The sequence below is a fragment of the Saccharopolyspora sp. NPDC000995 genome, assembly GCF_053599315.1.
The window spans coordinates 25735-52495 of record NZ_JBSFLZ010000036.1; the positions used below are offsets into that span (position 1 = coordinate 25735).

The 26761-nt window shown below is 68.3% G+C and carries 29 protein-coding genes and 1 pseudogene; 24 read left to right on the top strand and 6 right to left on the bottom strand.

What is annotated here, in order from left to right:
* On the top strand, positions 1-1421 hold a 1421-nt coding region (rho, locus tag ACWDKQ_RS14890), incomplete at its 5' end, for a transcription termination factor Rho (protein ID WP_450139302.1).
* 123 nt (positions 1422-1544) lie between these two features.
* On the opposite strand, the gene ACWDKQ_RS14895 is transcribed toward rho, so the two are convergent.
* Positions 1545-1919 (bottom strand): hypothetical protein, encoded by a 375-nt coding sequence (locus ACWDKQ_RS14895; protein ID WP_450139303.1) that lies wholly within the window; start codon positions 1917-1919, stop codon positions 1545-1547.
* A 276-nt stretch (positions 1920-2195) separates the two neighbouring features.
* Between ACWDKQ_RS14895 and rpmE the strand changes: the two genes are divergently transcribed.
* The 3 genes from rpmE to prmC all read left to right on the top strand — a co-directional run bounded on the left by rpmE (position 2196) and on the right by prmC (position 4593).
* Positions 2196-2417 (top strand): 50S ribosomal protein L31, encoded by a 222-nt coding sequence (rpmE, locus tag ACWDKQ_RS14900; RefSeq protein ID WP_010305211.1) that lies wholly within the window; start codon positions 2196-2198, stop codon positions 2415-2417.
* 226 nt (positions 2418-2643) lie between these two features.
* Positions 2644-3711 (top strand): peptide chain release factor 1, encoded by a 1068-nt coding sequence (prfA, locus tag ACWDKQ_RS14905; protein WP_450139304.1) that lies wholly within the window; start codon positions 2644-2646, stop codon positions 3709-3711.
* 9 nt (positions 3712-3720) lie between these two features.
* Positions 3721-4593: a peptide chain release factor N(5)-glutamine methyltransferase gene (gene prmC / locus ACWDKQ_RS14910; protein ID WP_450139305.1), complete on the top strand. Its 873-nt coding sequence runs from the start codon at positions 3721-3723 to the stop codon at positions 4591-4593.
* A 35-nt stretch (positions 4594-4628) separates the two neighbouring features.
* Here prmC and ACWDKQ_RS14915 read toward each other — a convergent pair whose 3' ends face one another.
* Positions 4629-5498, bottom strand: a complete 870-nt coding sequence (locus ACWDKQ_RS14915) for an alpha/beta fold hydrolase (RefSeq protein WP_450139306.1) — start codon at positions 5496-5498, stop codon at positions 4629-4631.
* 196 nt (positions 5499-5694) lie between these two features.
* Here ACWDKQ_RS14915 and ACWDKQ_RS14920 point away from each other — a divergent pair, with 196 nt between their 5' ends.
* The 12 genes from ACWDKQ_RS14920 (at position 5695) to ACWDKQ_RS14975 (ending at position 15977) form a co-directional block, all read left to right on the top strand.
* Positions 5695-6345: an L-threonylcarbamoyladenylate synthase gene (locus ACWDKQ_RS14920; protein ID WP_450139307.1), complete on the top strand. Its 651-nt coding sequence runs from the start codon at positions 5695-5697 to the stop codon at positions 6343-6345.
* A gap of 146 nt (positions 6346-6491) precedes the next feature.
* A complete protein-coding gene (locus tag ACWDKQ_RS14925) occupies positions 6492-7664 on the top strand; it encodes a glycosyltransferase family 4 protein (RefSeq protein ID WP_450139308.1) in 1173 nt (390 codons plus the stop codon).
* Positions 7661-8137: a hypothetical protein gene (locus ACWDKQ_RS14930; RefSeq protein ID WP_450139309.1), complete on the top strand. Its 477-nt coding sequence runs from the start codon at positions 7661-7663 to the stop codon at positions 8135-8137. The genes ACWDKQ_RS14925 and ACWDKQ_RS14930 overlap by 4 nt, the downstream gene beginning before the upstream one ends.
* A gap of 271 nt (positions 8138-8408) precedes the next feature.
* Positions 8409-9188, top strand: coding sequence for a F0F1 ATP synthase subunit A (gene atpB, locus ACWDKQ_RS14935; protein ID WP_450139310.1), 780 nt, complete (start codon positions 8409-8411; stop codon positions 9186-9188).
* A 60-nt stretch (positions 9189-9248) separates the two neighbouring features.
* A complete protein-coding gene (locus ACWDKQ_RS14940) occupies positions 9249-9506 on the top strand; it encodes an ATP synthase subunit c family protein (RefSeq protein ID WP_029534827.1) in 258 nt (85 codons plus the stop codon).
* A gap of 30 nt (positions 9507-9536) precedes the next feature.
* Complete coding sequence (locus ACWDKQ_RS14945) at positions 9537-10100, top strand: F0F1 ATP synthase subunit B (protein ID WP_450139328.1); 564 nt, start codon at positions 9537-9539, stop codon at positions 10098-10100.
* Between the two features lie 21 nt (positions 10101-10121).
* Positions 10122-10952: a F0F1 ATP synthase subunit delta gene (locus ACWDKQ_RS14950; protein WP_450139311.1), complete on the top strand. Its 831-nt coding sequence runs from the start codon at positions 10122-10124 to the stop codon at positions 10950-10952.
* Positions 10953-11007: 55 nt separating this feature from the next.
* Entirely contained in the window at positions 11008-12654 is a 1647-nt protein-coding gene (gene atpA, locus ACWDKQ_RS14955) for a F0F1 ATP synthase subunit alpha (RefSeq protein WP_450139312.1), read from the top strand.
* Between the two features lie 11 nt (positions 12655-12665).
* On the top strand, positions 12666-13592 hold the full coding sequence (locus ACWDKQ_RS14960; protein WP_450139313.1) for a F0F1 ATP synthase subunit gamma: 927 nt from the start codon (positions 12666-12668) through the stop codon (positions 13590-13592).
* Between the two features lies 1 nt (position 13593).
* Entirely contained in the window at positions 13594-15024 is a 1431-nt protein-coding gene (gene atpD / locus ACWDKQ_RS14965) for a F0F1 ATP synthase subunit beta (protein WP_433879411.1), read from the top strand.
* Between the two features lie 137 nt (positions 15025-15161).
* A complete protein-coding gene (locus tag ACWDKQ_RS14970) occupies positions 15162-15527 on the top strand; it encodes a F0F1 ATP synthase subunit epsilon (protein ID WP_010305255.1) in 366 nt (121 codons plus the stop codon).
* Between the two features lie 12 nt (positions 15528-15539).
* Complete coding sequence (locus tag ACWDKQ_RS14975; RefSeq protein WP_450139314.1) at positions 15540-15977, top strand: DUF2550 domain-containing protein; 438 nt, start codon at positions 15540-15542, stop codon at positions 15975-15977.
* Between the two features lie 96 nt (positions 15978-16073).
* Here the strand turns inward: ACWDKQ_RS14975 and ACWDKQ_RS14980 are convergent, their stop codons facing one another.
* Positions 16074-16979, bottom strand: a complete 906-nt coding sequence (locus ACWDKQ_RS14980) for a LysR family transcriptional regulator (RefSeq protein WP_450139315.1) — start codon at positions 16977-16979, stop codon at positions 16074-16076.
* A 70-nt stretch (positions 16980-17049) separates the two neighbouring features.
* Here ACWDKQ_RS14980 and ACWDKQ_RS14985 point away from each other — a divergent pair, with 70 nt between their 5' ends.
* Complete coding sequence (locus ACWDKQ_RS14985; RefSeq protein ID WP_450139316.1) at positions 17050-17526, top strand: GNAT family N-acetyltransferase; 477 nt, start codon at positions 17050-17052, stop codon at positions 17524-17526.
* 328 nt (positions 17527-17854) lie between these two features.
* Here the strand turns inward: ACWDKQ_RS14985 and ACWDKQ_RS14990 are convergent, their stop codons facing one another.
* Positions 17855-18427 carry a cob(I)yrinic acid a,c-diamide adenosyltransferase gene (locus tag ACWDKQ_RS14990; RefSeq protein WP_450139317.1) on the bottom strand — a complete coding sequence of 191 codons (573 nt, stop codon included), beginning with the start codon at positions 18425-18427 and terminating at the stop codon, positions 17855-17857.
* Positions 18428-18589: 162 nt separating this feature from the next.
* Here ACWDKQ_RS14990 and murA point away from each other — a divergent pair, with 162 nt between their 5' ends.
* The 6 genes from murA (at position 18590) to ACWDKQ_RS15020 (ending at position 23383) form a co-directional block, all read left to right on the top strand.
* A complete protein-coding gene (murA, locus tag ACWDKQ_RS14995) occupies positions 18590-19846 on the top strand; it encodes a UDP-N-acetylglucosamine 1-carboxyvinyltransferase (protein WP_450139318.1) in 1257 nt (418 codons plus the stop codon).
* Positions 19847-19943: 97 nt separating this feature from the next.
* Positions 19944-20837 carry an ectoine/hydroxyectoine ABC transporter substrate-binding protein EhuB gene (gene ehuB, locus ACWDKQ_RS15000; RefSeq protein ID WP_450139319.1) on the top strand — a complete coding sequence of 298 codons (894 nt, stop codon included), beginning with the start codon at positions 19944-19946 and terminating at the stop codon, positions 20835-20837.
* A gap of 20 nt (positions 20838-20857) precedes the next feature.
* On the top strand, positions 20858-21574 hold the full coding sequence (gene ehuC, locus ACWDKQ_RS15005) for an ectoine/hydroxyectoine ABC transporter permease subunit EhuC (RefSeq protein ID WP_450139320.1): 717 nt from the start codon (positions 20858-20860) through the stop codon (positions 21572-21574).
* Entirely contained in the window at positions 21575-22225 is a 651-nt protein-coding gene (gene ehuD / locus ACWDKQ_RS15010; RefSeq protein ID WP_450139321.1) for an ectoine/hydroxyectoine ABC transporter permease subunit EhuD, read from the top strand. It abuts the gene before it with no gap.
* Positions 22226-22238: 13 nt separating this feature from the next.
* Positions 22239-23003, top strand: a complete 765-nt coding sequence (gene ehuA, locus ACWDKQ_RS15015; RefSeq protein WP_450139322.1) for an ectoine/hydroxyectoine ABC transporter ATP-binding protein EhuA — start codon at positions 22239-22241, stop codon at positions 23001-23003.
* 56 nt (positions 23004-23059) lie between these two features.
* Positions 23060-23383, top strand: a complete 324-nt coding sequence (locus tag ACWDKQ_RS15020; protein WP_450139323.1) for a putative quinol monooxygenase — start codon at positions 23060-23062, stop codon at positions 23381-23383.
* An 18-nt stretch (positions 23384-23401) separates the two neighbouring features.
* On the opposite strand, the gene ACWDKQ_RS15025 is transcribed toward ACWDKQ_RS15020, so the two are convergent.
* Positions 23402-23941: an NUDIX domain-containing protein gene (locus ACWDKQ_RS15025; protein ID WP_450139324.1), complete on the bottom strand. Its 540-nt coding sequence runs from the start codon at positions 23939-23941 to the stop codon at positions 23402-23404.
* Between the two features lie 503 nt (positions 23942-24444).
* Between ACWDKQ_RS15025 and ACWDKQ_RS15030 the strand changes: the two genes are divergently transcribed.
* A complete protein-coding gene (locus ACWDKQ_RS15030; protein WP_450139325.1) occupies positions 24445-26076 on the top strand; it encodes a glycoside hydrolase family 13 protein in 1632 nt (543 codons plus the stop codon).
* Between the two features lie 275 nt (positions 26077-26351).
* On the opposite strand, the pseudogene ACWDKQ_RS15035 reads toward ACWDKQ_RS15030, so the two are convergent.
* A pseudogene (locus ACWDKQ_RS15035) lies at positions 26352-26600 on the bottom strand (amino acid permease); the annotation flags it as partial.
* Positions 26601-26761: the final 161 nt, after the last annotated feature.

Below are 26761 nucleotides of genomic sequence, written 5' to 3' on the forward strand. Positions count from 1 at the left end.
GCCAGGAGCGGGACAGCCGCCAGGAGCGGGAGAACCGCCAGGAGCGGGACAGCCGCCAGGAGCGGGAGAACCGCCAGGAGCGGGACAGCCGCCAGGAGCGGGAGAACCGCCAGGAGCGGGACAGCCGCCAGGACCGCGGCAACCGGCAGGACCGGGACCGCGATAACCGGCCTGACGACGATGACGACGAGGGCGGTCGTCGGGGTCGTGGCCGCCGGTTCCGCGACCGCCGCCGCAACCGCGGCCGCGGCGAGGGCGGCGAGCCCGAGGTCCGCGAGGACGACGTGCTGCTGCCGGTGGCTGGCATCCTGGACGTGCTGGAGAACTACGCCTTCGTGCGCACCTCCGGCTACTTGGCTGGCCCGAACGACGTCTACGTGTCGTTGTCGCTGGTCCGCAAGTACGGGCTGCGCCGCGGCGACGCGATCAAGGGCGTCATCCGGCAGCCCCGCGACGGCGAACAGCAGCGGCAGAAGTTCAACCCGCTGGTTCGGGTGGACTCCATCAACGGCCTGGAGCCGGACGCGGCGAAGAACCGCCCCGAGTTCCACAAGCTGACGCCGCTCTACCCGAACGAGCGGCTGCGCCTCGAAACCGAGCCGCACAACCTGACCGGCCGGATCATCGACCTGGTGATGCCCGTCGGCAAGGGGCAGCGCGCGCTGATCGTCTCGCCGCCGAAGGCCGGTAAGACGATGGTGCTGCAGGCGATCGCCAACGCGATCACCACCAACAACCCCGAGTGCCACCTGATGGTCGTCCTCGCCGACGAGCGTCCGGAAGAGGTCACCGACATGCAGCGCTCGGTCAAAGGTGAGGTCATCGCCTCCACCTTCGACCGGCCGCCGTCGGACCACACCACGGTCGCCGAGCTGTCCATCGAGCGGGCCAAGCGGCTCGTCGAGATGGGCCACGACGTGGTCGTCCTGCTGGACTCGATCACGCGACTGGGCCGCGCCTACAACCTGGCGGCCCCGGCGTCCGGGCGAATCCTGTCCGGTGGTGTGGACTCCACGGCGCTGTACCCGCCGAAGCGGTTCCTCGGCGCGGCCCGCAACATCGAGAACGGCGGCTCGCTGACCATCTTCGCCACGGCGCTGGTGGAGACCGGTTCCACGATGGACACGGTCATCTTCGAGGAGTTCAAGGGCACCGGTAACGCGGAGCTGAAGCTGGACCGCAAGCTCGCGGACAAGCGGCTGTTCCCGGCGGTGGATGTCGACTCCTCCAGCACCCGCAAGGACGAGATCCTGCTCTCGCCCGACGAGCTGGCCGTCACGCACAAGCTGCGCCGGGTGCTCGCCGCGCTCGACGCGCAGCAGGCGCTGGAACTCCTGCAGGACCGGCTGCGCAAGACGCGCACCAACATCGAGTTCCTGATGCAGGTCGCCAAGACCACCCCGGGCAAGGACGACGACTGACCGGTTCCCACCGGCTGTCCCGTTCCCACCCGACGGCAGGGCCCGCACCGACCCCGGTGCGGGCCCTGCCGCTTTCTTGGGAGTGGGTGACAGGAAGGTTCCCATGCTCGCACCTGCGCGACGTCATGCCCGGGAGCACTCCGGAATGTCCCGCTCTCGGTAGGCGCGGACCAGCAGGACGGCCAGCAGCGCGGCTCCGACCGGGCCGACGGCGAGCGCGGCGACCACGGGCAGCTGCAGCCCGTCCGTGGCGAGGGCACAGGCCACCATCAGCAGCGGGTAGCTGAATCGCAGGCTGCGGCGCTGCCAACGGAAGTTCCAGCGGACGTGGCTCGCGGTGAACATGGCCAGCCCGGCGGCGAACCCGAACAGCAGCGGTGCGGAGAGGCTCAGCTCCTGGTCGAGGCTCGGGTGGCGCCCGAGCAGCATATCGAGCAGGGCGGCGACCCCGGCCGCGCTGCATACGAAGAGTAGCGGCAGGAACACCCACGACTTCACCGTGAGTCTTCCCAGGACCGAACAAAGCTGCACGCGTCGAGGATGGACGGCGGACCACCCCGGACGCACCCTCGAAAGGGGGTCGCTCGGTAGGCGGTTCGTTTGGTGCGTTGGGCGGTTGCGCGGACGCGCCAAAGGCCCTGCGGAATACCGGACCGGCCCCCTGCGTTGCAGGTCACGAGCCCTGGTCTGGCAGAATGCAGGGTTGATCCGGCACCGGTTCACCGCGCGGCAGCGGCCGTGTGGACCCGGCGGCCAAGTAGAGAGGACGAGCCGTTGAAGAGTGGCATCCACCCCGAATACGTGGTCACGCAGGTGAACTGCGGCTGTGGCAACAGCTTCACCACCCGCAGCACCCGCAAGACCGGCCAGATCACAGTCGAGGTCTGCTCGAACTGCCACCCGTTCTACACGGGCAAGCAGAAGATCCTGGACACCGGCGGCCGCGTGGCCCGCTTCGAGGCCCGCTACGGCAAGCGCCAGAAGGCGCAGAAGTAGCTGCACCGACGGCGCCCGTCCCACGCGAGCAGCGCGGGACGGGCGCCGTCGCCGCGTTTGGTGTCCGAACGTCCGCAGCAAAGGATGTGGGTCAGAAGTGGTTTGCGGGGCGGTGCGGGCAGCGCAACCTCAGACGCCCTCTCGCCCGCGGCGGTGCAGGTTGCTTGCCCCACCGCAAGCGGCTGAGGCCGCTAATGAATGAGGAACCAGCGGAAGAGGGTCACCAGTGGAGACATCGAAGCTTGAAGTGATGCTCACCGAGTACGCGGAACTGGAACAGCGGCTGGCCGATCCCGGCGTGCATGCTGACCAGGCGAATGCCCGCAAGCTCGGTCGGCGCTACGCCCAGCTCGCCCCGATCGTGCGCACCGCGTGGGAGCTCGACCAGGCCCAGTCCGATCTGGACACGGCCCGCGAGTTCGCCGCCGAGGACGCCGCCTTCGCCGAGGAGGCCGACCGGCTCGCCGGGTCGATCCCGGTTCTGGAGGCGAAGCTCACCGAACTGCTGTTGCCCCGCGACCCGCACGACGGTTCCGACGTGCTGCTGGAAGTCAAGTCGGGCGAGGGTGGCGAGGAGTCCGCGCTGTTCGCCGGCGACCTGCTGCGCATGTACCTGCGGTTCGCGGAGCGCCAGGGCTGGCGGGCCGAGGTGCTGGACACGACCGAATCCGACCTCGGCGGCTACAAGGACGCCACGGTCGCCATCAAGGCAAAGGCCGGTGACACCAGCCCCGACGGGGTCTGGTCGCGACTGAAGTTCGAGGGCGGCGTGCACCGGGTGCAGCGGGTGCCGGTCACCGAGTCGCAGGGCCGGGTGCACACCTCCGCCGCCGGGGTGCTGGTCTACCCCGAGCCGGAGGAGGTCGAGGTCGAGGTCGACGAGAAGGACCTGCGGATCGACGTCTACCGGTCGTCCGGGCCGGGCGGGCAGAGCGTGAACACCACCGACTCGGCGGTGCGGGTCACCCACCTGCCGACCGGCGTCGTGGTGTCCTGCCAGAACGAGAAGTCGCAGCTGCAGAACAAGCAGCGCGCCATCCAGGTGCTCAAGGCCCGGTTGCAGGCGCTCGCCGCGGAAGAAGCCGAGCGGGAGGCGTCGGAGGCGCGGCGCAGCCAGGTGCGCACAGTGGACCGTTCCGAGCGCATCCGCACCTACAACTTCCCGGAGAACCGCATTTCCGACCACCGGGTGAACTACAAGGCCTACAACCTGGACCAGGTCCTCGACGGCGATCTCGATGCGGTGGTGGCAGCCCTGCTCGCCGCCGACCGGAAAGAACGCCTCGCGCTTTAAGCTAACCGTGTGACGCGACAGCCCCTGCGCCTGGCCATTCTCGAGGCGGAACGCATCCTCGCCGCGGCGGGCGTGGCGAGCCCGCGCACCGACGCCGAACTGCTTGCCGCGCACCTGCTGGGGGTCGAGCGCACCAAGTTGATGATGGTGCCGCTGGTGGACCCGCCGGTCGTCCAAGCGCTGCACGACCTGGTGCGCCGCCGGGCCGCGCGGGTGCCGCTGCAGCACCTCACCGGTACCGCGTCGCTCGGGGCCGTGGCGCTCGAAGTCGGGCCCGGCGTGTTCGTGCCCCGGCCTGAGACGGAACTGCTGCTCGCTTGGGGCCTGGCGACGCTGGAAGGCGTGGAGCTGCCGACCGTGGTGGACCTCTGCACGGGGTCCGGGGCGCTGGCGCTGGCGCTGGCGAATGCCCGCCCGGACGCCACCGTGCACGCGGTGGAGAAGGAGCCCGCCGCGCTGGCCTGGGCGCGCCGCAACGCCGATCAGCAGGCCCAGGCCGGTGACACCCCGATCCGCCTCTACGCGGGGGATGTCACCGACCCGGTGCTGTTCATGGAGCTGGAGGGCCTGGTTGACCTGGTCCTCTGCAACCCGCCGTACGTGCCGGAGGGCACCCCGGTGCCGCCGGAGGTCCGCGACCACGACCCGCACCAGGCTGTGTTCGGCGGCCGCGACGGCCTCGATGTGGTCCGGCACGTCGTGGGCTGTGCGGCCCGGCTGCTGCGCCCCGGCGGCGGGATGGCCATCGAGCACGACGACACCCACGGCGGCTCGGTGCCCGCCCTGCTGCGCGCACGCCGCGTCCTCGAAGACGTCCAGGAGCACACCGACCTGGCCGGTCGCCCCCGCTTCGCCACCGCCCGCCGCACCCGACCGCAGTGACAGGAAGGTTCCCATGCTCCAGCCGCCGGGCCGGATCAGCTCCGGGCGTTGACGAACTCGCGCAGCAGGGCGTTGAACTCGGTGGGTTTCTCGCGGTTCGGCCAGTGACCTGCGTCGGGGATCACCCGCAGCGATGAGCCCGGGATCGCACCGGCGGCATCGCGCGACGCGGACACCGGCACGATGGCGTCGCACTCGCCGTGGATCACCATCACCGGGCACTGGATCTGCCCCAGGTGCGGGAGGTGGTTGATCCGCATCGCCTTCCGGGCGACGGCGTCGGCGTGCCAGTCGGCGAAAATCGAACCCCGCGCGCGGGTTTCGGTCAAGACCTCGTCGACAATGGACTCCAGATCTGGTACCGGTTGCCCGCCGGTGAAGAAACCCCGCGTTAGCACCGTGCGGGTGACGCAACGGTTGAGCTGCAACAACTTCGCGGCGAACGGGCCGGTGAAACCGCTGCGAAGCATCGCGTAGGTCAAGAAGTGGTGCGGCATCTTGTGCTGCAATCCGGTGCTGTCCACGAGCACGAGCCCGCGCACCCGCCGCGGGTTGCGCAGCGTGAAACCGGCCGCGATGCTGCCGCCCATCGAAAGGCCGATAAGGATCGCTTCTGGCACCCGCCAGGCGTCCATCAGCCAGCGCAGCACCTCTTCGAAGGTGCGCTGGTTCGCGCTGCCTCGCCACGGCATGCTCCCGCCCTGGCCGGGCAGGTCCGGCGCGAACACCCGGTGGTCGGCGGCCAGCACACCGATCGCGTGGCGCCAGCTCAGCAGCGCGTTGTCCGGCCCGCCGCCGTGCAGCAGGACGACCGCCGGACCGCTGGAACCCGCCCGGTAGAAACGGATCCGGCCCGCTGGGAACTCGATCTGGTCGGCCTCGACACCCTGGGGTGGGGCGGTCATGCTTGCTCTCCTCGCGCTCGTCCGGATTCGTGCCCGCTTCCGGAAGGCGCCCGAACGCCGCCGGCGTTCTCCGGTGCGGGCACACCACACGTGATCTAGGTCGAGCGCTCGGGTGTTACTCGGGACGGATGCTGCCGGACGACGACGAGCCGCACCACTCGAACGGGGCCGACCCCAGGCGTGCCAGGATCGGGGTGTGAGCACCGTCTATGACTGCACCAGTCCGGACAGCCGCGAGGAAGGCCTGGCCGCCGCGGCCAACGCGGTTCGCGCGGGCGGGCTGGTAGTGCTGCCCACCGATACCGTCTACGGCATCGGCGCGGACGCCTTCGACTCCAACGCCGTGCACGCCCTGCTCGCCGCCAAGGGGCGCGGCCCGGACATGCCGGTGCCGGTCCTGGTCGGCTCTTGGTCGACTGTGGATGGGCTGGTGATGTCCGTTCCGCAGCAGGCGCGCGCGTTGATCGAGGCGTTCTGGCCCGGCGGGCTGTCGCTAGTGCTGCCGCAGGCACCGTCGCTGTCCTGGGACCTCGGCAACACGCGGGGCACGGTGAACCTGCGGATGCCGCTGCACCCGGTGGCCCTGGACCTGCTGCGCGAGGTCGGCCCGATGGCCGTCTCCAGCGCCAACCGCACCGGCCACCCGCCGGCCAGCAACGCGGACCAGGCGCGCGAGCAGCTCGGCGACTCCGTGCAGGTCTACCTCGATGGCGGCCCGTCCGGGGAACCCGTCGCCTCCACCATCGTCGACCTCACTCAGGGCAAGCCGCGGGTGCTGCGGGAGGGCGCGGTGAGCCTCGCCGACCTGTCCGAGGTGCTCGGCGAAGAGCTCGAAGCGGACCGGTGAAAGCACCCCGGGGGCGGGCCGATAGCGTTAGCACTCGCCAACCGCAACGTGAACAGCGATGAGGAGCGCCGGGCTTGAGCAATCCGTTCTGGGGGCTGAACGTCGAATTCCCGCAGGCCTCGGCACAGCGCGGGTGAGCCACCGGTATGGACAATGCGCCGTGGGCTCCGGCCGGACTACCAGCCCGTGAGTACCTGCTCGTCATGCTCACCGCTGCGGCGGCGACCTTCCTGCTGACCGGGTTGGTCCGGTTGCTGGCGATCCGCGTCGGCGCGGTCGCCTACCCCCGCAAGCGAGACGTGCACGTCAAGCCGATGCCGCGGATGGGCGGGGTCGCGATGTACGGCGGGGTGCTGGTGGCGATGTTCCTCGCCGCCAACCTGCCGACGCTGTCGCGCGGCTTCTCCTACTCCAATGACATCCTGGCCGTGGTCATCGCCGGAGGGCTGATCGTCTTCGTCGGAGCGCTGGACGACCGTTTCGAGCTGGACTCCCTGACGAAGCTGGCCGGACAGGTCACCGCAGCCGGGATCTTGGTGCTCTTCGGCGTGCAGTGGTTCATGTTCTGGGTCCCGTGGGGCGGCGGGGACGAGGGCCACGTGGGTCAGCTGATGGTGCTGGGCAGCAACCAGGGCCAGCTGCTGACCGTGCTGCTGGTCGTCGCGATGATCAACGCGATGAACTTCGTGGACGGGCTGGACGGGCTGGCCTCCGGCATCGGCCTGGTCTCGGCCACCGCCACCTTCGTGTTCTGCCTCGGTGTGCTGGACCGGCAGGGCGGCGACGTCAACGCCTATCCGCCGGCGCTGATCGCGGCCGCGATCGCCGGGGCCTGCCTGGGCTTCCTGCCGTACAACTTCCAGCCCGCGAAGATCTTCATGGGCGACTCGGGTTCGATGCTGATCGGCCTGATGCTGGCCACCGCCAGCACGTCGGCGTCCGGCCGGATGAACTACGCCTACATGAACCCGACCGACACCATCGCGCTGCTGTCGCCGCTGCTGGTGGTCGCGGCGGTGCTGTTCGTGCCGCTGCTGGACCTCATCATGGCCGTGGTGCGCCGCACCCGGGCGGGCAAGAGCCCCTTCCACGCCGACAAGATGCACCTGCACCACCGGCTTCTGGAAATCGGGCATTCGCAGCGCCGCGCGGTGCTGCTGATCTACCTGTGGGCGGCCGTCATCGCCTTCGGCGCGGTGTCGTTGACGCTGTTCAACGCGGTTGTTGTGGCATGGGTCGTAGGCCTCGGGGTGTTGCTGGCGGCTATCATCTCGGTGATTCCGCGAATGCGCACCCGAGCCGATCGAGAGTCCCGATGAGCGAAGCGACCGACGCGCCGACCCCCGCTGAGGCCCCCGAGTTGGCCAAGTCCGAGAACCCGCACGCGGAAATCGTGCGGAGGCTCGCATCGGCCATGCTGCGCACCGCCGTGTGGCCGGGGGTGGCGACGGTGGCCGTCGGGGCGATCGTGGCGACCGTGCTGGTCGGGCTGCCCGGGTTGATCGGTGCGCTGGTCGGTGGCGTCGTGGCGTTCGCCTCGTCGCTGCTGACGATCTGGCTGATGCGGTTCACCGGTGGCATGAACCCGCACTTCGTGATGGTCGCCGCGCTCGGCGGCTACATCGGAAAGATGATCGTGCTGCTGGTGGTGATGACGCTGCTGGGCGGCATCGACGTGATCCACCGGGAATCGCTGGCGTTCACCATGCTGGCCACCGTGATGGTGTGGGCGGGCGCCGAAGTGGTGGCCTTCAAGCGCACCAAGATTCCCACTATCGTGCCGGGGAACTGATCGGTTCCGGCGGGATTTCCCGGCGGTCGGCCGTGGGCCGGACGGGTGGTGCCCGACCACATCTCGGGTGGCTACTTACCCGCTGATATCGTCCCGCGGCAGAAGCCTTCCCTGCGCAGCACGGGGCGGTGGACTCCACGGAGGCCCCGCGATCCCATGCGGTGGGGAGGGCCCCTCCGCGTGCCAGATCGCGTATCAGGTACGTTAAGTGCAAAACGTGACGATTCCCCCGGCAGAGTGAAGTTCACCGGGAGAACCGGAAGGAGCCCAGTTGGGCGCGCTGATGCTGGCCGAGGGCGGAACATTCCAACCGCCGGGTGCCGATAGCTTTGTCCTTCCGCCGATCTTCGGCGGAGTCACCAAGCCGATGCTCCTCGTCGTGCTGTCGGCGATCATCGTGGGCGCCTACTTCGTGATCGCCACCCGGAACCTGAAACTGGTCCCGGGCAAGGGGCAGTTCGTTGCGGAGTTCGTCTACGAGTTCAGCCGCAACAAGATCGCGCGGGAGCAGATCGGCGCCAAGGACTTCCGTCCCTTCGTGCCGCTGATCTTCACGTTGTTCACCTTCATCCTGGTGAACAACATCTTCGGCATCATCCCGGTCGTCCAGTTCCCCACGATGTCGCGGATCGGTTTCCCGATCGCGCTGGCCATCGTGGTGTACCTGGTGTTCCACGGGGTCGGCTTCGCTCGGCACGGTTTCCTGGGCTATTTCAAGCACGTCATGTTCCCACCCGGGGTGCCCAAGCCGATCTACCTCCTGCTTGCCCCGATCGAATTTCTGCAGAAGTTCATCGCGCAGCCGGCCGCCCTGGCGGTCCGAGTCTTCGCCGCGATGTTCGCCGGACACCTGATCCTCCTGGTGTTCACCTTGGGCGGGGAATTCCTGCTCATTGAGGCGAGTGGGGCGTTCAAGCCGATCTCGATCGTCGCGTTCGCCTTCTCCATTGCCTTGACGTTCGTCGAAGCCTTGATCCAGGTGCTGCAGGCCTACATCTTCGCGTTGCTGACCGCGAACTTCATCGGCGCGGCGCTGTCCTCCGAGCACTGACGAGAAAGACCAAGACCTCCGATCCGCGCCGAGAAGCGGACCGAGTGAAAGGTAGTGAAAGTGAGCAACATCGTTCTTGCGCAGGCCGCTGAAGCCGCGGGCAGCATCAACCCCGGTCTGGCCGCGATCGGCTACGGCCTGGGCGCTGTCGGCCCCGGTATCGGCGTCGGCCTGATCTGGGCGGCCGTCATCAACGGCACCGCCCGCCAGCCGGAGGCCCAGGGCCAGCTGCAGGGCATCGCCTGGATCTCGTTCGTTCTGGTCGAGGTGCTGGCGCTGATCGGTCTGGTCGTCTACTTCATCGCCTCCGCTGCCTGATAACGGCTCAACGCGTTGGGAGACGTTGTGGTGAAGACGCAGATGCTGCTGGCCGCGGCTGGCGAGCACAACCCGATCATCCCCGAACCAGCGGAGATCGTGGTCGGTCTGATCGCCTTCCTGCTGCTGCTGTTCGCGCTGTGGAAGTACGCGATCCCGCGCTTCGAGAAGATCTACGCGGAGCGCAGCGAGCGGATCGAGGGCGGTATCGCCAAGGCCGAGGCCGCCCAGGCCGAGGCCCAGCGGACGTTGGAGCAGTACAAGTCGCAGCTGGCCGAGGCCCGTGCGGAAGCGGCCCGGATCCGCGATGACGCCCGCGCCGAAGGCCAGCAGATCCTGGAAGAGATGCGCGCCCAGGCGCAGACCGAGTCCGAGCGGATCATCAACCAGGGCCAGACGCAGCTGACACACCAGCGGGCCCAGATCGTCGCCGAGCTGCGGTCGGAGCTCGGCCGCCAGGCGGTCGACCTGGCCAGCCGGGTCGTCGGCGAGTCCCTGGAGGACGAGGCCCGTCGGCGGGGCACCGTCGACCGGTTCCTCGACGAGCTGGAGGCCGCCTCGGCCCCGGCGTCGTCCGAATCGGCCAAGGCCTAACCGAGTGAAAGGCGCTGAGAGTTGAGCACCCTCGTGAACGCCGCGAGCCGCGAGGCGCTGGCAGCCACCGAGCTGCAGCTGCTGCAGGCCACCGATGGGGCCCAGGCCGCGGAGATCACCGGGCTCGCCGACGAGCTGTTCGGCGTGGCCGCCCTGCTGGGCCGCGAGTCCACGCTGCGGCGGGCGCTCGCCGACGCCTCCACCGACCCGCGGTCCAGGGAGGACCTGGCCCGCGGGCTGTTGGCGGACAAGCTCGGCGCGCGGGCGCTGCCGGTGGTCGTCGAGGCCGTCCGGGCCCGCTGGTCCAGTCCGACGGACCTGGTCGACGGGCTGGAGCGGTTGGCCCGCACCGCGCTGCTGGTGCAGGCCGAGCGGGCCGGTCGGCTCGACGCCGTCGAGGACGAGCTGTTCCGGCTGGGCCGCATCATCGGCTCCCAGGTCGACCTGGAGCGGTTGCTGTCGGCCCCAACGGGGGACGAGGCGGGCAAGTACGCGGTCGTCGACCAGCTCATCGGGGGCAAGGTCGAGCCGGTGACCCTGAGCCTGGTTCGCCAACTGGTGGCCCGGCCGCGCGGTCGGCGGGTCAGCGAAGGCCTGGAAGAGCTGGCCGAGTTGTCCGCGAAGCGCCGCGAGCGCTCGGTGGCGCACGTCCGGTCCGCGATCCCGCTCAGCGATGAGCAGCAGCAACGGCTGTCGCGCACCCTGCAGCGGATCTACGCGCGGCCGATCGCCGTGCACCTCGAGGTCGACCCCGGGGTCGAGGGCGGGCTGCTGATCCGGGTCGGCGACGAGGTCATCGACGGCAGCATCACGGGACGCCTGCAGTCGCTTCGACGCGACCTCGCCGACTGACGAAGCGTCGAACACCAACTCCCTTCCAAGAACTAACCGAGGGCAGGAACGAGACATGGCGGAGCTGACGATCTCGTCGGACGAGATCCGCAGTGCGATCGAGAAGTACGTCTCCAGCTACTCCCCGGAGGTCAGCCGCGAGGAGGTCGGGGTCGTCACCGATACCGGTGACGGCATCGCCCATGTCGAGGGTCTGCCTTCGGTGATGACCGAGGAACTGCTGGAGTTCCCGGGCGGCGTCTACGGTGTCGCGATGAACCTGGAAGCGCAGGAGATCGGTGCGGTCATCCTGGGCGAGTCCGAGAAGATCGAAGAGGGCCAGGAGGTCAAGCGGACCGGCAAGGTTCTCTCGGTCCCGGTCGGCGACGGTTTCCTCGGCCGCGTGGTCGACCCGCTGGGCGAGCCGATCGATGGCCTCGGCGACATCGCCGCCGAAGCGCAGCGTCCCCTGGAGCTGCAGGCCGCGACGGTCGTGCAGCGCAAGGGCGTGCACGAGCCGCTGCAGACCGGCATCAAGGCCATCGACTCGATGACCCCGATCGGCCGCGGCCAGCGTCAGCTGATCATCGGCGACCGCAAGACCGGCAAGACCACTGTCGCGGTCGACACGATCATCAACCAGAAGTCCAACTGGGCCAGCGGCGACCCGGACAAGCAGGTCCGCTGCATCTACGTCGCGATCGGCCAGAAGGGCTCCACGATCGCCGGCGTGAAGCGATCCCTGGAGGACGCCGGTGCGATGGAGTACACCACCATCGTCGCCGCGCCGGCCTCCGACTCGCCGGGTCTGAAGTGGCTGGCCCCGTACGCCGGTTCGGCCATCGGCCAGCACTGGATGTACCAGGGCAAGCACGTCCTGATCATCTTCGACGACCTGACCAAGCAGGCCGAGGCGTACCGCGCGATCTCGCTGTTGCTGCGCCGCCCGCCGGGCCGTGAGGCCTACCCGGGCGACGTGTTCTACCTGCACTCGCGCCTGCTGGAGCGCTGCGCGAAGCTCTCCGACGAGATGGGCGCCGGCTCGATGACGGGTCTGCCGATCATCGAGACCAAGGCCAACGACGTGTCGGCCTACATCCCGACGAACGTCATCTCCATCACCGACGGGCAGTGCTTCCTGCAGTCCGACCTGTTCAACGCGGGTCAGCGCCCGGCCATCGACGTCGGTATCTCGGTGTCGCGCGTCGGTGGTTCCGCTCAGATCAAGGCGATGCGGTCGGTCACCGGTTCGCTGCGTCTGGACCTGGCCCAGTACCGCGAACTGGAGGCGTTCTCCGCCTTCGCCTCGGACCTGGACGCCGCTTCGAAGGCCCAGCTGGACCGCGGCGCCCGGCTTATGGAGGTCCTCAAGCAGAGCCAGGGCGAGCCGCTCCCGGTCGAGGAAGAGGCCGTTTCCCTCTACATCGCCATCAAGGGGCACCTGGACTCGGTCCCGGTCGCCGACGTGCGCCGGTTCGAGAGCGAGTTCCTGGGGTACGTGCGGCGTACCAGCGAGACCACGCTCAAGGACATCGTCGAAACCGGCAAGCTCTCCGAAGACGGTGAGAAGGCCATCGTGTCGGCGGTCGAGGAGTTCAAGAAGCAGTTCACGGGCTCCGGCGGCGAGTCGGTCGTCCCGGCCGAGCCGGACGCCGAAGCGCTGGCGGCCGACGAGGTGGGACGGGAGACCGTGAAGGTCAACCGCCCCGCGCCGAAGAAGTGACCGGGTAAGTCATGGCTCAACTTCGGGAACTCCGGAATCGGATCCGGTCGATCAAATCGACCCGGAAGATCACCAAGGCGCAGGAGCTGATCGCTACCTCGCGCATCATGAAGGCGCAGGCCAGGGTCGAGGCTTCGCGGCCGTACGCCGAGGAGATCACCAGCGTCCTGTCCGCGCTGGCCGACGTGAGCACGTTGGACCATCCGCTGCTGACCGAGCGCTCGAACCCGAAGCGCGCCGGCGTGCTGGTCGTGACCAGCGACCGGGGTTTCTGCGGTGGCTACAACGCCAACGTGATCAAGGCGGCTGAGGAGCTGCAGGCGCTGCTGCGCGAGCAGGGCAAGGACCCGGTGCTGTACGTCATCGGCCGCAAGGGCGAGACGTACTACCGGTTCCGCCAGCGCGAGATAGAGGCGAGCTGGACCGGGTTCAGCGACCGCCCCGACTACGCCGACGCGGCCGAGATCGGCGAGACGTTGGTCAAGGCGTTCCTGGCGGGCGCCGACGACTACCTCGACGACGGGGGGCCGGACGGTAAGCTGGGCGTGGACGAGTTGCACCTGGTGCACACCGAGTTCGTCTCGATGCTCATGCAGCGGCCGACGGTCCGCAGGATCGCTCCGCTTGAGGTGGAGTACTCCGACGAGTCGGTGAAGACGCTCAAGTCCACATACGAGTTCGAACCGGACGCCGAGACGTTGTTCGCCGCACTGCTGCCGAAGTACATCAAGACCCGCCTGTTCGCGGGCCTGTTGGATTCGGCTGCCTCAGAGCACGCGGCTCGCCGGACGGCGATGAAGTCGGCGACGGACAACGCCGACGAGCTGATCCGCAACCTCAGCCGTGAGGCCAACCAGGCCCGCCAGGCCCAGATCACCCAGGAAATCAGCGAGATCGTCGGCGGTGTCGAGGCGCTCTCGTCCGCAGGAAGTGAGTGACATGACTGCTGCTACCGCCACCACCACTGGCACGGGCCGCGTCGTCCGGGTGCTCGGCCCGGTCGTGGACGTCGAGTTCCCGCGCGACCAGGTGCCAGACCTGTTCAACGCCCTCACGGTGGACATCACCGCCGAAGGCATGGCGAAGACGCTGACGCTGGAGGTCGCCCAGCACCTGGGTGACAGCGTCGTGCGCACGATCTCAATGCAGCCCACCCAGGGTCTCGTCCGCGGCGTCGTGGTCACCGACAGTGGTGCCGGCATCTCGGTGCCGGTTGGCGACATCGTCAAGGGCCACGTGTTCAACGCGCTGGGCCACTGCCTCGACGAGCCGGGCTACGCCTCGGACGCCGAGAAGTGGGCGATTCACCGCAAGGCGCCGAGCTTCGACCAGCTCGAGGGCAAGACCGAGATGCTGGAGACTGGCATCAAGGTCATCGATCTCCTCACCCCGTACGTGCAGGGCGGCAAGATCGGCCTGTTCGGTGGTGCAGGTGTCGGTAAGACGGTGCTCATCCAGGAGATGATCCGCCGGGTCGCCAAGAACTTCGGCGGCACCTCGGTGTTCGCTGGCGTCGGCGAGCGCACCCGTGAGGGCAACGACCTCTGGGTCGAGATGGACGAGTCGGGCGTGCTCGCCGACACCGCGCTGGTGTTCGGGCAGATGGACGAGCCGCCGGGCACCCGCATGCGGGTGGCGCTGTCCGCGCTGACGATGGCGGAGTATTTCCGCGACGTCCAGAACCAGGACGTGCTGCTGTTCATCGACAACATCTTCCGGTTCACCCAGGCCGGCCAGGAGGTTTCGACCCTGCTGGGCCGGATGCCGTCCGCGGTGGGTTACCAGCCGACGCTGGCCGACGAGATGGGTGAGCTGCAGGAGCGCATCACCTCCACGAGGGGTCGTTCGATTACCTCGATGCAGGCGATCTATGTGCCCGCGGACGACTACACCGACCCGGCCCCGGCGACCACCTTCGCCCACCTGGACGCGACCACGGAGCTCTCCCGTGCGATCTCGCAGAAGGGTATCTACCCGGCGGTGGACCCGCTTTCGTCCACCTCCACGATTCTCGACCCGGCGATCGTCGGCGAGGAGCACTACCGGGTGGCGCAGGAGGTCAAGCGGATCCTGCAGAAGTACAAGGAACTGCAGGACATCATCGCCATCCTCGGTATGGACGAACTGTCCGAAGAGGACAAGGTGACGGTGCAGCGGGCGCGTCGCATCGAGCGCTACCTGTCGCAGAACTTCTTCGTGGCCAAGCAGTTCACCGGCCAGGAGGGCTCCTTCGTTCCGCTGAAGGAAACCATCGAGGCCTTCGACAAGCTCTGCAAGGGCGACTTCGACCACTACCCGGAGCAGGCGTTCCTGTCCATCGGTGGTCTCGACGACCTGGAGCAGGCGTACAAGAAGCTCACCGAGAAGTGAGCAACGGGGTCGGGGTCCGGGCGGACCCCGACCCCGATTGCCAAGCACCGCGACAAGGCAATTCCAGCCCAGCCGGTCACGATCGCCCTGGTGGCACCGGATAGACTGCGGGCACACACCCGACAAAGGAGACGCGCGTGGCCAACATGTCCGTCCAACTGGTCGCCGTCGAGCGCCGCCTGTGGTCCGGGGAGGCGACCGCCGTGGTCGCGCAGACCACCGAAGGGGAGATCGGCATCCTGCCGGGGCACGAGCCCCTGCTCGGCGAGCTGATCGAGGGTGGCGTGGTGCGCATCACCACCACCGACAAGGAGACCGTGACCGCCGCGGTGCACGGTGGTTTCCTTTCCGTCACCGCGGACGGTGTGAGCGTATTGGCGGAGACCGCGGAGCTCGCCTCCGAGATCGACGTGGCGCAGGCCCGCGAGGACGTCAAGAGCGCCGATGAACAGGCCCGGGCACGGGCCTTGAGCCGATTGCGAGCAGCCGGCCACTCGGCCTGATCCGGGCCGCGCATGGGTTCCCCGGTCCTGTTGCTCGCGGTGGCCTTCGGGCTGCTGGTGATCGCTGCCGTGGTCGTCGCGGCGCTCGCGTGGCGGCGGCTGCGGGAACTGCGCGTCGGGGGCATCGACGTGGCGTTGCGCGCCCGCAAGGACGGCGGTGGCCGAGGCTGGCACCTAGGTGTCGCGCACTACCGGGGCGAGGAGTTCGCTTGGTACCGGGCGCTGAGCCTGCGATCGGGGCCTAACTGGGTGATCAACCGCCGGGACGTGGAGATCGCGCGGCGCCGCGAGCCGTCGATGGCGGAGGCCTACGCGATGCCCACCGGGTCGACGGTCCTCGACCTGACCGGCCCGGAGCTGGAGTTGGCGATGAGCACGGACGCCCTGACCGGCTTCCTGTCCTGGCTCGAATCCGCCCCACCGGGCCGATCGGTGCCCTGGGCATCCTGAAACCTTCCAGCGGGGTCCGCTTCCGGGCCCCGCTTTTTCGTGCGCTGACAGCATGGGAACCTTCCTGTCACGACGCTGACAGGAAAGTTCCCATGCTCACGTCCGGCGGCTGAGATCGCCGCAGAGGTCGTGCAGCATTTGCTGGAAGACGTCGGTGAGCGGGGCGTGCCTGGTGCTGGTGGGCACGGCGGCATGGATGCGGCGGTGCAGCCCGGATTCGAGTGGGCGGTGCAGGATTCCTGGCGAGCCGCCGATCGCGAGGCGGGGGATGAAGGACACCGCCACCCCGGCCGAGACCACAGCTTCGGCGACGGCGTACGACTCGAACTCGAAGGTCACCTTCGGGGTGAAGCCCTCGGCGCGGGCTGCGGCGTCCAGTTGGCGTCGGTTCGGCAGGTGGCGCGGTGCACAGGCCCATGCGTCGTTCTGGAAGTCGCCGAGCTCCGGCACGGCACGGTCGGCCAGCGGATGGTCGCCGGGTAGCACCGCGTGGATCGGATCGTCCAGGAGATGCACGAGCCGCACGCCTGGGGGTACGTCGAGCGGTTCGTCGTATTCGCCGACCAGTGCCAGGTCGAGTTGGTGAGCGGCAACTCGGTTGATGCCTTCGGCGGGGCCGAGGTCGACGACGGTCAGTTCGGCGTCGGGATGCCGGTGGCGCAGCGCGGCGAGTGTTTCCGGCAGCAGGGCGAGCCCAGCGGTGGGGAATGCGCCGACCCGCAACCGGTTGCGGTGTTCGTCGCGGAACCGCGCGGCGTCTTCGGTTGCGTCGTCCAGCGCGGTGGCGATGCGCTCGGCCTGTTCCGCCAGCCGGGCGCCCAGCTGGGTCAGGCGGACGCCATGGGCGTACCGCTCGACCAGCTGGGCGCCGACCTCGTTCTCTAACCGGGCCAGCTGCTGCGACACCGCCGGGGGAGTTCGGTGCAGCTGTTCGGCGGCGCGGGTGACGCTGCCTTGCTCACGGAGGGCTAGCAGGACGAGAAGACGCGATGGGTCGAGCATGAAGCTTTACTTTACGCTTTATGAAACTCGGTAACTGGAAGTGAATCATGGGTTGGCGAAGACTGGGACTGTGACGAAACAAGCCAGTTTCACGATCGAACTCGAACCCATCGATAGCCCTGGCGCCCAGCTCGCTCTCGACCGGTATGTCGCGGAGCTGAACCACCGTTTCCCGGACGGGTTCGACGCCAGCCGCGCCGCCCCGCCCGCGAAGGGCGACTTCACGCCGCCGACTGGGGCGTTCCTGGTGGTCCGCGCGGAGGGCCAGGTGCTGGGCTGCGGCGCCCTGCGCACCCAGCACGGCGGTACCGGCGAGATCCGGCGGATGTGGATCGCGCCGGAACTGCGCGGCCGAGGCGCGGGCCGGGCATTGCTCGCGGCGCTGGAAGACCGCGCCCGGCAGCTCGGCTGCTCGCGGATCCGCCTGGACACTGCCGCCGAACTCAGCGAAGCCCGCGCGCTATACGACTCGTCGGGGTACCGGGAAATTCCGGCCTACAACGACAATCAGTACGCAAAGCACTGGTTCGAGAAACCCGTGCGCTGAACGGAGTCCCAGGCTTCGATATGCGGATCGAAACGGTCGCGTACGACCAACCCCGATGCCAAGCAGTTGATCGACGCCCTCCAGCAGGAGTACGTGATCCGCTACGGCGAGGAGGACCTGACGCCAGTGGATCCCGACGAGTTCCGGCCGCCCTAGGGCTGTTCCTGCTCGGCTACGTCGATGCCCGGTCGGTCGGCTCCGGCGGGTGGTGGATTCGAAAACGATGACGACGCCGAACTCAAGCGGATGTACATCGCACCTTAGGCGCGCGGTAACAGGCTGGTGCGGCAGGTGCTCGCCGAGCTGGAGGAGGCGTGACAAAGCCCTACTAGGCGTTGCCGCCCGGCTTCCAGAGGACGTCGCCGTCTGGGTTCGCCACCCGGGCGAAGATGAACAGCAGGTCCGACAGCCGGTTCAGGTACTTGGCGGGCAGCGGCGAAGTGCGCTCTCCGTCGGCTTCCTGCAGTGCCCACGCCGACCGTTCGGCGCGCCGGGCCACGCACCTTGCTTGGTGCAGTAGCGCGCCGCCGGGAGTGCCACCGGGGAGGATGAACGAGTCCAGTTTGCCCAGGCGCGCGTTGAACTCGTCGCACCAGCCCTCGAGGCGGTCGACGTAGGCCTGGGTGACGCGAAGCGGCGGGTACTTCGGGTTCTCGACCACCGGCGTCGACAGGTCCGCTCCCACGTCGAACAGGTCATTCTGCACCGCCCTCAGCACCTCGACGACGTCGTCGGCGAGGTGCGCGGTTGCCAACGCCACGCCGAGCACCGAATTCGTCTCGTCCACATCGGCGTAGGCGATCAGCCGCGGATCGGTCTTGTGCACCTTGGAGTTGTCCGACAACCGAGTCGTGCCCGAATCGCCGGTCCGCGTGTAGATCTTCGTCAGGTGGACTGCCATGCCGACAGCCTAGGCGGAACCCGCCGGTGCCAGGGCGTGCGTGACAGGAAGGTTCCCATGCTGCAGTCCGACCGCGCTGGGGGTGGCAGGAAGGTTCCCATGCTCGCTCCGATCGCAACCCGATCCGATGGCCGTGGGGGTCGGGCCGTAACCTCGATGCTCGTGAGTGAGCACTTCCGGGTACACGGCGGGGCGCGCCTCGTCGGCGAAGTCGACGTGGTCGGAGCGAAGAACAGCGTGCTGAAGCTGATGGCTGCGGCGCTGCTGGCGGAGGGCACGACGACGATCGTCAACTGCCCGGAGATCCTCGACGTTCCGCTGATGGCCGACGTGCTGCGCAGCCTCGGCTGCGAGGTGTCGATCGACGGTGGCACGGTGCACATTACGACCCCGGCGTCGATCAACCACGAGGCGATCTCACCATCGATGGGCAAGCTGCGTGCGTCGGTGTGCGTGCTGGGGCCGCTGGTGGCCCGGTGCCGGCGCGCGATGGTGACGCTTCCCGGTGGTGACGCGATCGGTTCCCGCCCGCTGGACATGCATCAGAACGGCCTGCGGCAGCTTGGCGCGACCAGCCACATCGAGCACGGCGCGGTGGTTGCGGAGGCGGAGAACCTGCGCGGCGCCCAGATCTGGCTGGACTTCCCCAGCGTGGGTGCCACGGAGAACATCCTGATGGCCGCGGTGCTGGCGGAAGGCACCACGGTGATCGACAACGCGGCGCGGGAGCCGGAGATCGTCGATCTATGCGTGATGCTGCAGCAGATGGGCGCCAAGATCGAGGGTTCCGGCACGTCGACGTTGACTGTGCACGGCGTGTCCTCGCTGAAGGCCGTCGAGCACCGCGTGATAGGGGACCGGATCGTCGGCGCTACCTGGGCGTTCGCGGCGGCTGCGACGTGCGGCGACATCACGGTGCGCGGGGTCGATCCGCGGCACTTGAACCTGGTGCTGGAGAAGCTGCGCAGCGCGGGTGCCGAGGTGACCACCTCCGAAGAGAGTTTCCGGGTGGCGATGAACGGCCGCCCGCATGCGGTGGACTTCGTGACGCTGCCGTACCCGGGGTTCCCGACCGACCTGCAGCCGATGGCGTTGGCGCTGTCGGCTGTCGCCGACGGCACCTCGATGATCACCGAGAACCTGTTCGAGTCCAGGTTCCGGTTTATCGAGGAGCTGGTCCGAATGGGCGCCGACGCCCGCACCGACGGCCACCACGCGGTGGTGCGCGGCCTGGAGCGGCTGTCCAGCGCCCCGGTGTGGGCGACCGACATCCGCGCCGGGGTGGGACTGGTGCTGGCCGGTTTGTGCGCGGACGGCTCGACCGAGGTGTGGGACGTGTTCCACATCGATCGCGGCTATCCCCACTTCGTGGAGAACCTGCGCGGTCTCGGCGCTGACATCGAACGCGTGACCGACTGAGCGGTGCACCAACCCGAACCGCCCCAGTGATGCAAGTCACGCGTTCGGGCCTGACCATGGGCGAGAACCCTGCTCCCGCTTCGAAGGGGCGATGGTCATGGCGAGCAGAGGATGGACGCGGCGAGATTTCCTGAAGGGCTCCGGCGCCGCAGTGGGCGCGCTGGTGCTGGGCGGGTGCACCCGCACCGGCGGGGGTGGTGCGGGCGGTGATCCGCTCCAGGAGGCCCGAAATTCCGGCACCATCCAGGTCGGCATAGCCGGCGAGGCGCCCTACGGCTTCACCGACGCATCGGGCAAGATCACCGGCGAGGCCCCGGAGGTGGCGCGCGCGGTGTTCCGGAACCTCGGGGTGAACACCGTGCTGGCCTCGCAGGTCGACTTCAACCAGCTGATCCCGGCCCTCAACGCGGGCAAGTTCAGCGTGGTCGCGGCGGGCATGTTCATCACCCCGGAGCGCTGCAAGAACGCGGCGTTCTCGATCCCGGACTACATCGCGCCGACGGCGTTCCTGGTGCCCGTGGGAAACCCCGAGGGCGTCACCAGCTTCGAGGACGTGGCGAAGAAGAAGCTCAACCTCGCGGTCCTCAGCGGAGCGGTGGAAAAGGAATACGCGCAACGGCTGGGCGTGCCGGACGCGCAGGTGCAGGTCTTCGACTCGCAGAACGCGCTCTTGCAGGCGGTCACCAACAAACGCGTCTACTGCGCCGCGTTGACCAACATCTCGCTCAACGACCTTGTGCGCAAGAGCCCGGGCGCGCAGGTCGAGGTGACCAAGGGCTTCACCCCGGTGATCAACGGCAAGCCTGAGGTGCAGGCGGGCGCATTCGTGTTCCGCACGCCGGACACCTCACTGCGCGGTGCGTTCAACACCGAGCTGAAGAAGCTGCACGACAGCGGCGAGTGGGTCCGCATCGCCGAGCCGTTCGGCTTCACCCAGGACAACCTGCCACCGGCCGAGGTGACCACGGAGGCACTGTGCGCCGGTAGCTGATCCCGGCGACGGGAGACGACATGTTCGAGAACTTCTCGCACTTCCTCTCGGTCCTGTTGCAGGGTGTGCCGCCGACGGTGATCGCGACGCTGTGCGGCATAGCGCTGTGCATCGCGCTGTCGTTCGTGGCTGGACTCGGCATGCTCGCGCCCTGGCGGTGGGTCCGCGTCATCGCCCGCAGCTATGTGGAGGTGTGGCGCGGCACATCCGAAGTGGTCCAGCTGTTCTGGATCTTCTTCGCGCTGCCATTGCTGCTGGTCGGCTTCGAGCTGCTGCCGCTGTGGGCGGGCGTGCTCGTGCTCGGCCTGAACCACGGCGCGTACGGCGGCGAGATCGTGCGCGGTGCGGTGCAGGCAGTGCCGAAGGAGCAATACGAGTGCGCGGTCGCGCTGAGCTTCAGCCGGGTGCAGAGGATGCGGCGGGTGATCCTGCCGCAGGCGGCGGTGGAGATGATCCCGCCGTTGAACAACTTGTTCATTCAACTGCTGAAGAGCAGCGCGCTGCTGTCGCTGATCTTCGTGCACGACATCACCTACCAAGGCCGGGAGGTCCTCGAACCGAACTTCACCGGCCAGACCACGCTGATCTACCTGCTGATGCTCGCGCTGTACCTGGTGCTGGCGGTGCTGATCACGATGGTGATGAGGCTGCTGGAGCGGCGGGCAGCGGCGGCCATCGGCCGCGAACCGGTCGGACCGTCGAAGGCGCTTGGCCGGGTCGAAGGCGGGGCGATCTAGTTGATCTGGGACTGGGAATTCACCGGCCGGATCATCCCGGACATCCTCGGCGGCCTGGTGGTGACGTTCGAGGCCACGGTGCTGGGTTCGATCGTGGCGTTCGCGCTCGGTCTTGTGCTGGCCCTGTTGCGGCGATCCAGGATCAGGCTGGTCAGCACGGCGGTCTGGGCGTTCATCGAGTTCGTTCGCAGCACACCGCTGCTCGTGCAGCTGTACTTCCTGTTCAACGTGCTGCCGGGCATCGGCCTGAAGTTCTCCTCGCTGACCACCGGAGTGATCGGCCTCGGAGTGCATTACGCCTGCTACACGGCGGAGGTTTACCGGGCTGGCATCGAAGGTGTGCCGCGAGGTCAGTGGGAAGCGGCGACGGCGCTGAGCCTGCCGCCCCGCAATGTGTGGACGAGCGTGATCCTGCCGCAGGCGATCCCGCGGGTGCTGCCCGCGCTGGGCAACTACACGATCTCGATGTTCAAGGAAACGCCTCTGTTGCTGGCGATCGGGGTACTCGATCTGGTAGGGGCGGCGCAGGAAGCCGGGGCGGAGGCGTACCGGTACGTGGAGCCACTGACCTTGGCGGGCATCTGCTTCCTGCTGCTCAGCTACCCGTCGTCGCTGCTGGTGCGGAGATTGGAACGGCGTGTTGGGATCTGAGGTGGGCGGAGAGATGATCCGGTTCGACCGCGTGGTCAAGCGGTTCGGCGACAACGTGGTGCTGGACGAACTGGACTTCGCAGTCCGCCCGGGCGAGCGAGTCACCCTGATCGGGCCGAGCGGATCGGGCAAGACGACGATCCTGCGGTTGCTGATGACACTGGAGCGGGTGGACGGCGGCACGATCCACGTGGGCGAGGAATGCCTGACCCACGTGCGCCGCGGCGAAAGGCTGGTGCCCGCCGACGAGAAGCACCTGCGGAAGGTGCGAAGGCGGATCGGCATGGTGTTCCAGCAGTTCAACTTGTTCCCGAACATGCGGGTGCTGCGCAACGTCACGGAGGCACCGGTGCACGTGCTCGGGCAGTCCACTGAGGACGCCGAGCGGCGAGCGCGGGAACTCCTGGACATGGTGGGCCTGGCGGACAAGGTGGACGCCTTTCCGACGCAGCTCTCCGGTGGCCAGCAGCAGCGCGTGGCGATCGCCCGAGCGCTGGCGATGAGCCCGGACGTGCTGCTGCTCGACGAGATCACCTCAGCGCTGGACCCGGAACTGGCGGCAGAGGTGCTCGACGTGTTGCGAGATCTGGCGCGCACCAGCGACATCACGATGCTGTGCGTGACGCACGCGATGAAGTTCGCCCGCGACGTCTCCCACCGGGTGCTGATGTTCGACAAGGGCAAGGTCATCGAGGACAAGCCGCCGGCCGATCTGTTCGAGCGGCCGGAACAGGGGCGCACCCGGGCGTTCCTGCGGTCGGTGTTGGAGGAAGCCTGACCTGTCGGTGCCGGTAACTAGGGTTCGCGGTGAGCCGGACGGTCTGGAGGATGCCGATGACCCAGTCGACGAAGGTCGGCCGCTTGATGGCCTTCACTGCGAAGCCCGGCCAGGGCGGCGACCTCGCGGCCGTGATGCTGCAGGTCGCGGAAGGTCTCCGGCAGGTGCAGGGCTGCGAGCTCTACGTCATCAGCCAGGATTCCGGAGATCCGGACACGGTGCGGGTGGTCGAGGCGTGGGTGGACCAGGAGAGCGCCGATGCAGCACTGGCGGCAGCGGCGAGCTCGAAGGGCGAGGTCAGCATCGAAAGCGTGCTGGGCATGCTGGCGAGGCCGCCGGAGCGCATCGACTTGACGACGCTCGGCGGCGTGGGGCTGTGACGCGCCCCTGACGGCCGTTCAGGTGGGGTTCCGGCGTTCGTGCAGGAGCAGCAGCGTGTAGGCGGCGACCGACTGCGCGTCGGTGACCTCGGTTGCGGCGATCATCTTTTCGAACTCGGCCCGGGAGAACCAGGCGGCCCGCATGTCCTGCTCCTCCAACTCGCGTTCGTGCTCGCCCGCCGTCAGCCCGGTGGCCAGGAAAACCCGCCCACGCTGGCTGGATATGCCGGGAGCCACATCGAGAATGCCGATCTCGACGAGGCTGGTTGCCCGCAGGCCGGTTTCCTCGCGCAGCTCCCGAGCGGCGAGCTCGGTCGGCTCGACGTCGAGCCGATCCGGAGCGCTGCCCTGCGGGAACTCCCACCGCCGCATGCCCAACGGGTACCGGAACTGCTCCACGAGGTGGAGCCGATCGCCGTCGAGCGGGATCACCAAAGCGTAGTCGGGCTTGTCGACCACGCCGTAGATCCCGTCGGAACCATCGCCTCGCCGAATGCCGTCTTCGCGGACGGTCATCCACGGGTTGGCGTACACCTCGCGACTGCTCGTCTGCTGCATACGGCCATGGTGCCCGACGCGGGCCACCGCTGTGGTGGCACAAACTGGTCAACATCCGGGCGTGGTCGCATGCCCGCGCGACACCGGCAGGTGCCGAGCAATGATCGCGCGGTGTTGGGTGGGTAGTGCTTTGCCGCCTGGTCGTGGTGTTCGTCTGGGGTCGGCTGTGGGGGATGAGATGAACACGGGGCGCCGGTCTCGTATTTCGGTTTCCCTGAACCCGCCCCGGGGCTGAAAGGCCAGAAAGTCACCCTCGCCCCCCGAACAACACGCCGCTTAACCCGAGGCACACCACAGAATCCGGCTCCGCTGCGCTGCGCCGGATGTCTTCGCCTGCCCACACACCTCCCGATTTTGGATCAGCCCCAAACCGGAACCAAACCCCAACGGACCGGCGAAACCCAACCCCCAACGAACCCAAGTCAAGAAGCGCAATGCCCAAAACCCTGCGAATCTCAACGCCAACAACCAGCCCACGCCAAGAGCCCCCACGAAGGACCCCAATGCCCCACCCCTGGTGGCGAAACGCGGTCACGTACCAGATCTTCCCCCGAAGCTTCGCCGACGCGAACGCCGATGGAGTCGGCGACCTCCAGGGCGTGACGTCCAGGTTGGACTACCTCGATTGGCTCGGTGTGGACGCGATCTGGCTAACGCCCTGCTACCCATCCCCATGGGTCGACGGCGGCTACGACATAACCGACCACCGCGACATCGACCCGTCCCTGGGCACCCTGCAGGACTTCGACCGGATGGTATCGGCGGCGCACGAGCGAGATATCCGAGTCCTGATCGACATCGTCCCGAACCACACCTCGGACCGACACGAGTGGTTCCGGCGAGCCCTGGCCGCTGGCCCGGGTTCCCCTGAGCGCGACCGCTACATCTTCCGTGACGGCAAGGGCCCGCGAGGGGAGCGCCCGCCGAGCAACTGGGAGTCCCGCTTCGGCGGCAGCGCCTGGAGCAGGGTGCCGGGCGGCCAGTGGTACCTGCACCTGTTTTCCCCGGAACAGCCCGACCTCGACTGGGCGAATCAGGAGGTTCGGGCCGAGTTCCTGGACATACTGCGGTTCTGGGGGCGACGCGGCGTCGACGGATTCAGGGTGGACGTGGCCGCGGCGCTGGTCAAGGACCTGCGGGAGCCGTTGCGCGAGGTCGTCGGAGGGGAGGGCAGCTCCGGGCTGGACGATTTCGCTGCCAATCCCGACCACCCGTTCCTGGATCGGCCTGAGGTCCACGACGTTTACCGCGACTGGAACCGGGTGTTCCACGAGTTTGGCCCGCCGCTGGTCGGGGTCGCTGAGGCGTGGGTGCGCGGCGACCGGCGGGTCCGCTACATCCGGCCGGGTGAACTGCAGCAGGCGTTCAACTTCGAGTTCCTGCGGGTGCGCTGGCAGGCGTCGGAGTACCGGCGGATCGTGTCGGAGTCGATAGACGGGGCGTCCTCGGTGGGGACCACGGCGACCTGGGTGCTAGGAAACCACGACGCAGTGCGGCAGGTATCAGCACTGGGGCTACCAGCCGACGTCGACCTGCGGGTGTGGCTGGCCTCCGATGGCACCGAGCCACCGCCGGACCTGGAGCTGGGCACCCGTCGGGCGAGGGCAGCGATCCTGTTCGCGCTGGCGTTGCCCGGGTCCGCGTACCTGTACCAGGGCGAGGAGTTGGGGCTGCCGGAGGTCGCGGACTTGCCGGCGGACGTTCTGCGGGACCCGAAGTGGATGCACTCCAGACACAAGGAGAAGGGCCGCGACGGCTGCCGGGTGCCGTTGCCGTGGACCCGGGACGGGGTGTCCTTCGGTTTCAGCGCCGTGCCGCCCTGGCTGCCGCAGCCCGCCGATTGGTGCGACTGCTCGGTCGAGTCACAGCGTGGCGACCCGAACTCGATGCTGGAGCTCTACCGAGCTGCGCTGCGAGTGCGCCGCGGGTTCAGCAGCGACGAGCGGTTCGGCTGGGACGATCAGCACAACATCGGCGATGTCCTGGCCTTCCGGCGTGGGAGCAACGTCCTGGTCCTGGTCAACACCGGACCGGTCGCCATCCCGCTCCCACCAGGAGAGCTGCTCCTGTCCAGCGCCGCGCCCGAAGAGGGCTCGCTCCCCGGCGACGTCACGGCTTGGCTACGCCAACCCTGACGAGAGCATGGGAACTTTCCTGCCACCCAGACGGCATTGGTTTGGAGCAAGGGAACCTTCCTGTCATCCCGAACAACCGTGACCTGGAGCAAGGGAACCTTCCTGTCATCCGCAGCGGCCTTGACGCGATCGCCTCACCGTGTGATTCGGCTATGGCCGCCGTAAGTCCCGCCTGAACCAGGAGCCCGCCCCGTTGCCGGAGTGAACGGAAGGGAACCTTCCTGCCAGCCGCCCCCGCTGCGGCGCGCCGGAGGTGACAGGAAGGTTGACCGACACCCGGTCTCGAGCGGCAGGCACCAGCCACTGATCCCTGCGACCAGTTCGCCGAGCGTGGTGTAGGTGTAGGAGTAGGCCGAGCCGGACACCGGCACGCTGCCCGTGAGCTCGGGGTAGGACAGCGCGGCCACCCCGTCCAGCACGAACGAGACGACCACGCGGGCCCCGGCGGCGGGTGCGGCTTCGGCGAGCACCACGAAGATCCCGGTGCCGATCGTCGCGCCGACCGACAGCGCGACGAGGGCACCAGGTCACGGGTCCGGCGCGGTTGTTTTCGGCGAATGACGGACCCTGGTGGTTAATTCTCGGGTTGGGTGAGGGTGTGTTGGGCAGGCCCGGGATGATGATCTTGCGGCAGTCTTGTGGTGTCTGGCCGCAGGATGGAGATCGTGGTGTCGGTGCAGCCGCA

Excerpts from the sequence above, each read along its gene's own strand:
- ACWDKQ_RS14915 (WP_450139306.1), bottom strand. The coding sequence starts at position 5,498 with ATGACCGCCCCACCCCAGGGTGTCGAGGCCGACCAGATCGAGTTCCCA.
- ACWDKQ_RS14925 (WP_450139308.1), top strand. The coding sequence starts at position 6,492 with ATGGACAATGCGCCGTGGGCTCCGGCCGGACTACCAGCCCGTGAGTAC.
- ACWDKQ_RS14930 (WP_450139309.1), top strand. The coding sequence starts at position 7,661 with ATGAGCGAAGCGACCGACGCGCCGACCCCCGCTGAGGCCCCCGAGTTG.
- atpA (WP_450139312.1), top strand. The coding sequence starts at position 11,008 with ATGGCGGAGCTGACGATCTCGTCGGACGAGATCCGCAGTGCGATCGAG.
- ACWDKQ_RS14960 (WP_450139313.1), top strand. The coding sequence starts at position 12,666 with ATGGCTCAACTTCGGGAACTCCGGAATCGGATCCGGTCGATCAAATCG.
- atpD (WP_433879411.1), top strand. The coding sequence starts at position 13,594 with ATGACTGCTGCTACCGCCACCACCACTGGCACGGGCCGCGTCGTCCGG.
- ACWDKQ_RS14975 (WP_450139314.1), top strand. The coding sequence starts at position 15,540 with ATGGGTTCCCCGGTCCTGTTGCTCGCGGTGGCCTTCGGGCTGCTGGTG.
- ACWDKQ_RS14980 (WP_450139315.1), bottom strand. The coding sequence starts at position 16,979 with ATGCTCGACCCATCGCGTCTTCTCGTCCTGCTAGCCCTCCGTGAGCAA.
- ACWDKQ_RS14990 (WP_450139317.1), bottom strand. The coding sequence starts at position 18,427 with ATGGCAGTCCACCTGACGAAGATCTACACGCGGACCGGCGATTCGGGC.
- ehuB (WP_450139319.1), top strand. The coding sequence starts at position 19,944 with ATGGCGAGCAGAGGATGGACGCGGCGAGATTTCCTGAAGGGCTCCGGC.
- ehuC (WP_450139320.1), top strand. The coding sequence starts at position 20,858 with ATGTTCGAGAACTTCTCGCACTTCCTCTCGGTCCTGTTGCAGGGTGTG.
- ehuA (WP_450139322.1), top strand. The coding sequence starts at position 22,239 with ATGATCCGGTTCGACCGCGTGGTCAAGCGGTTCGGCGACAACGTGGTG.
- ACWDKQ_RS15020 (WP_450139323.1), top strand. The coding sequence starts at position 23,060 with ATGACCCAGTCGACGAAGGTCGGCCGCTTGATGGCCTTCACTGCGAAG.
- ACWDKQ_RS15025 (WP_450139324.1), bottom strand. The coding sequence starts at position 23,941 with ATGCAGCAGACGAGCAGTCGCGAGGTGTACGCCAACCCGTGGATGACC.
- ACWDKQ_RS15030 (WP_450139325.1), top strand. The coding sequence starts at position 24,445 with ATGCCCCACCCCTGGTGGCGAAACGCGGTCACGTACCAGATCTTCCCC.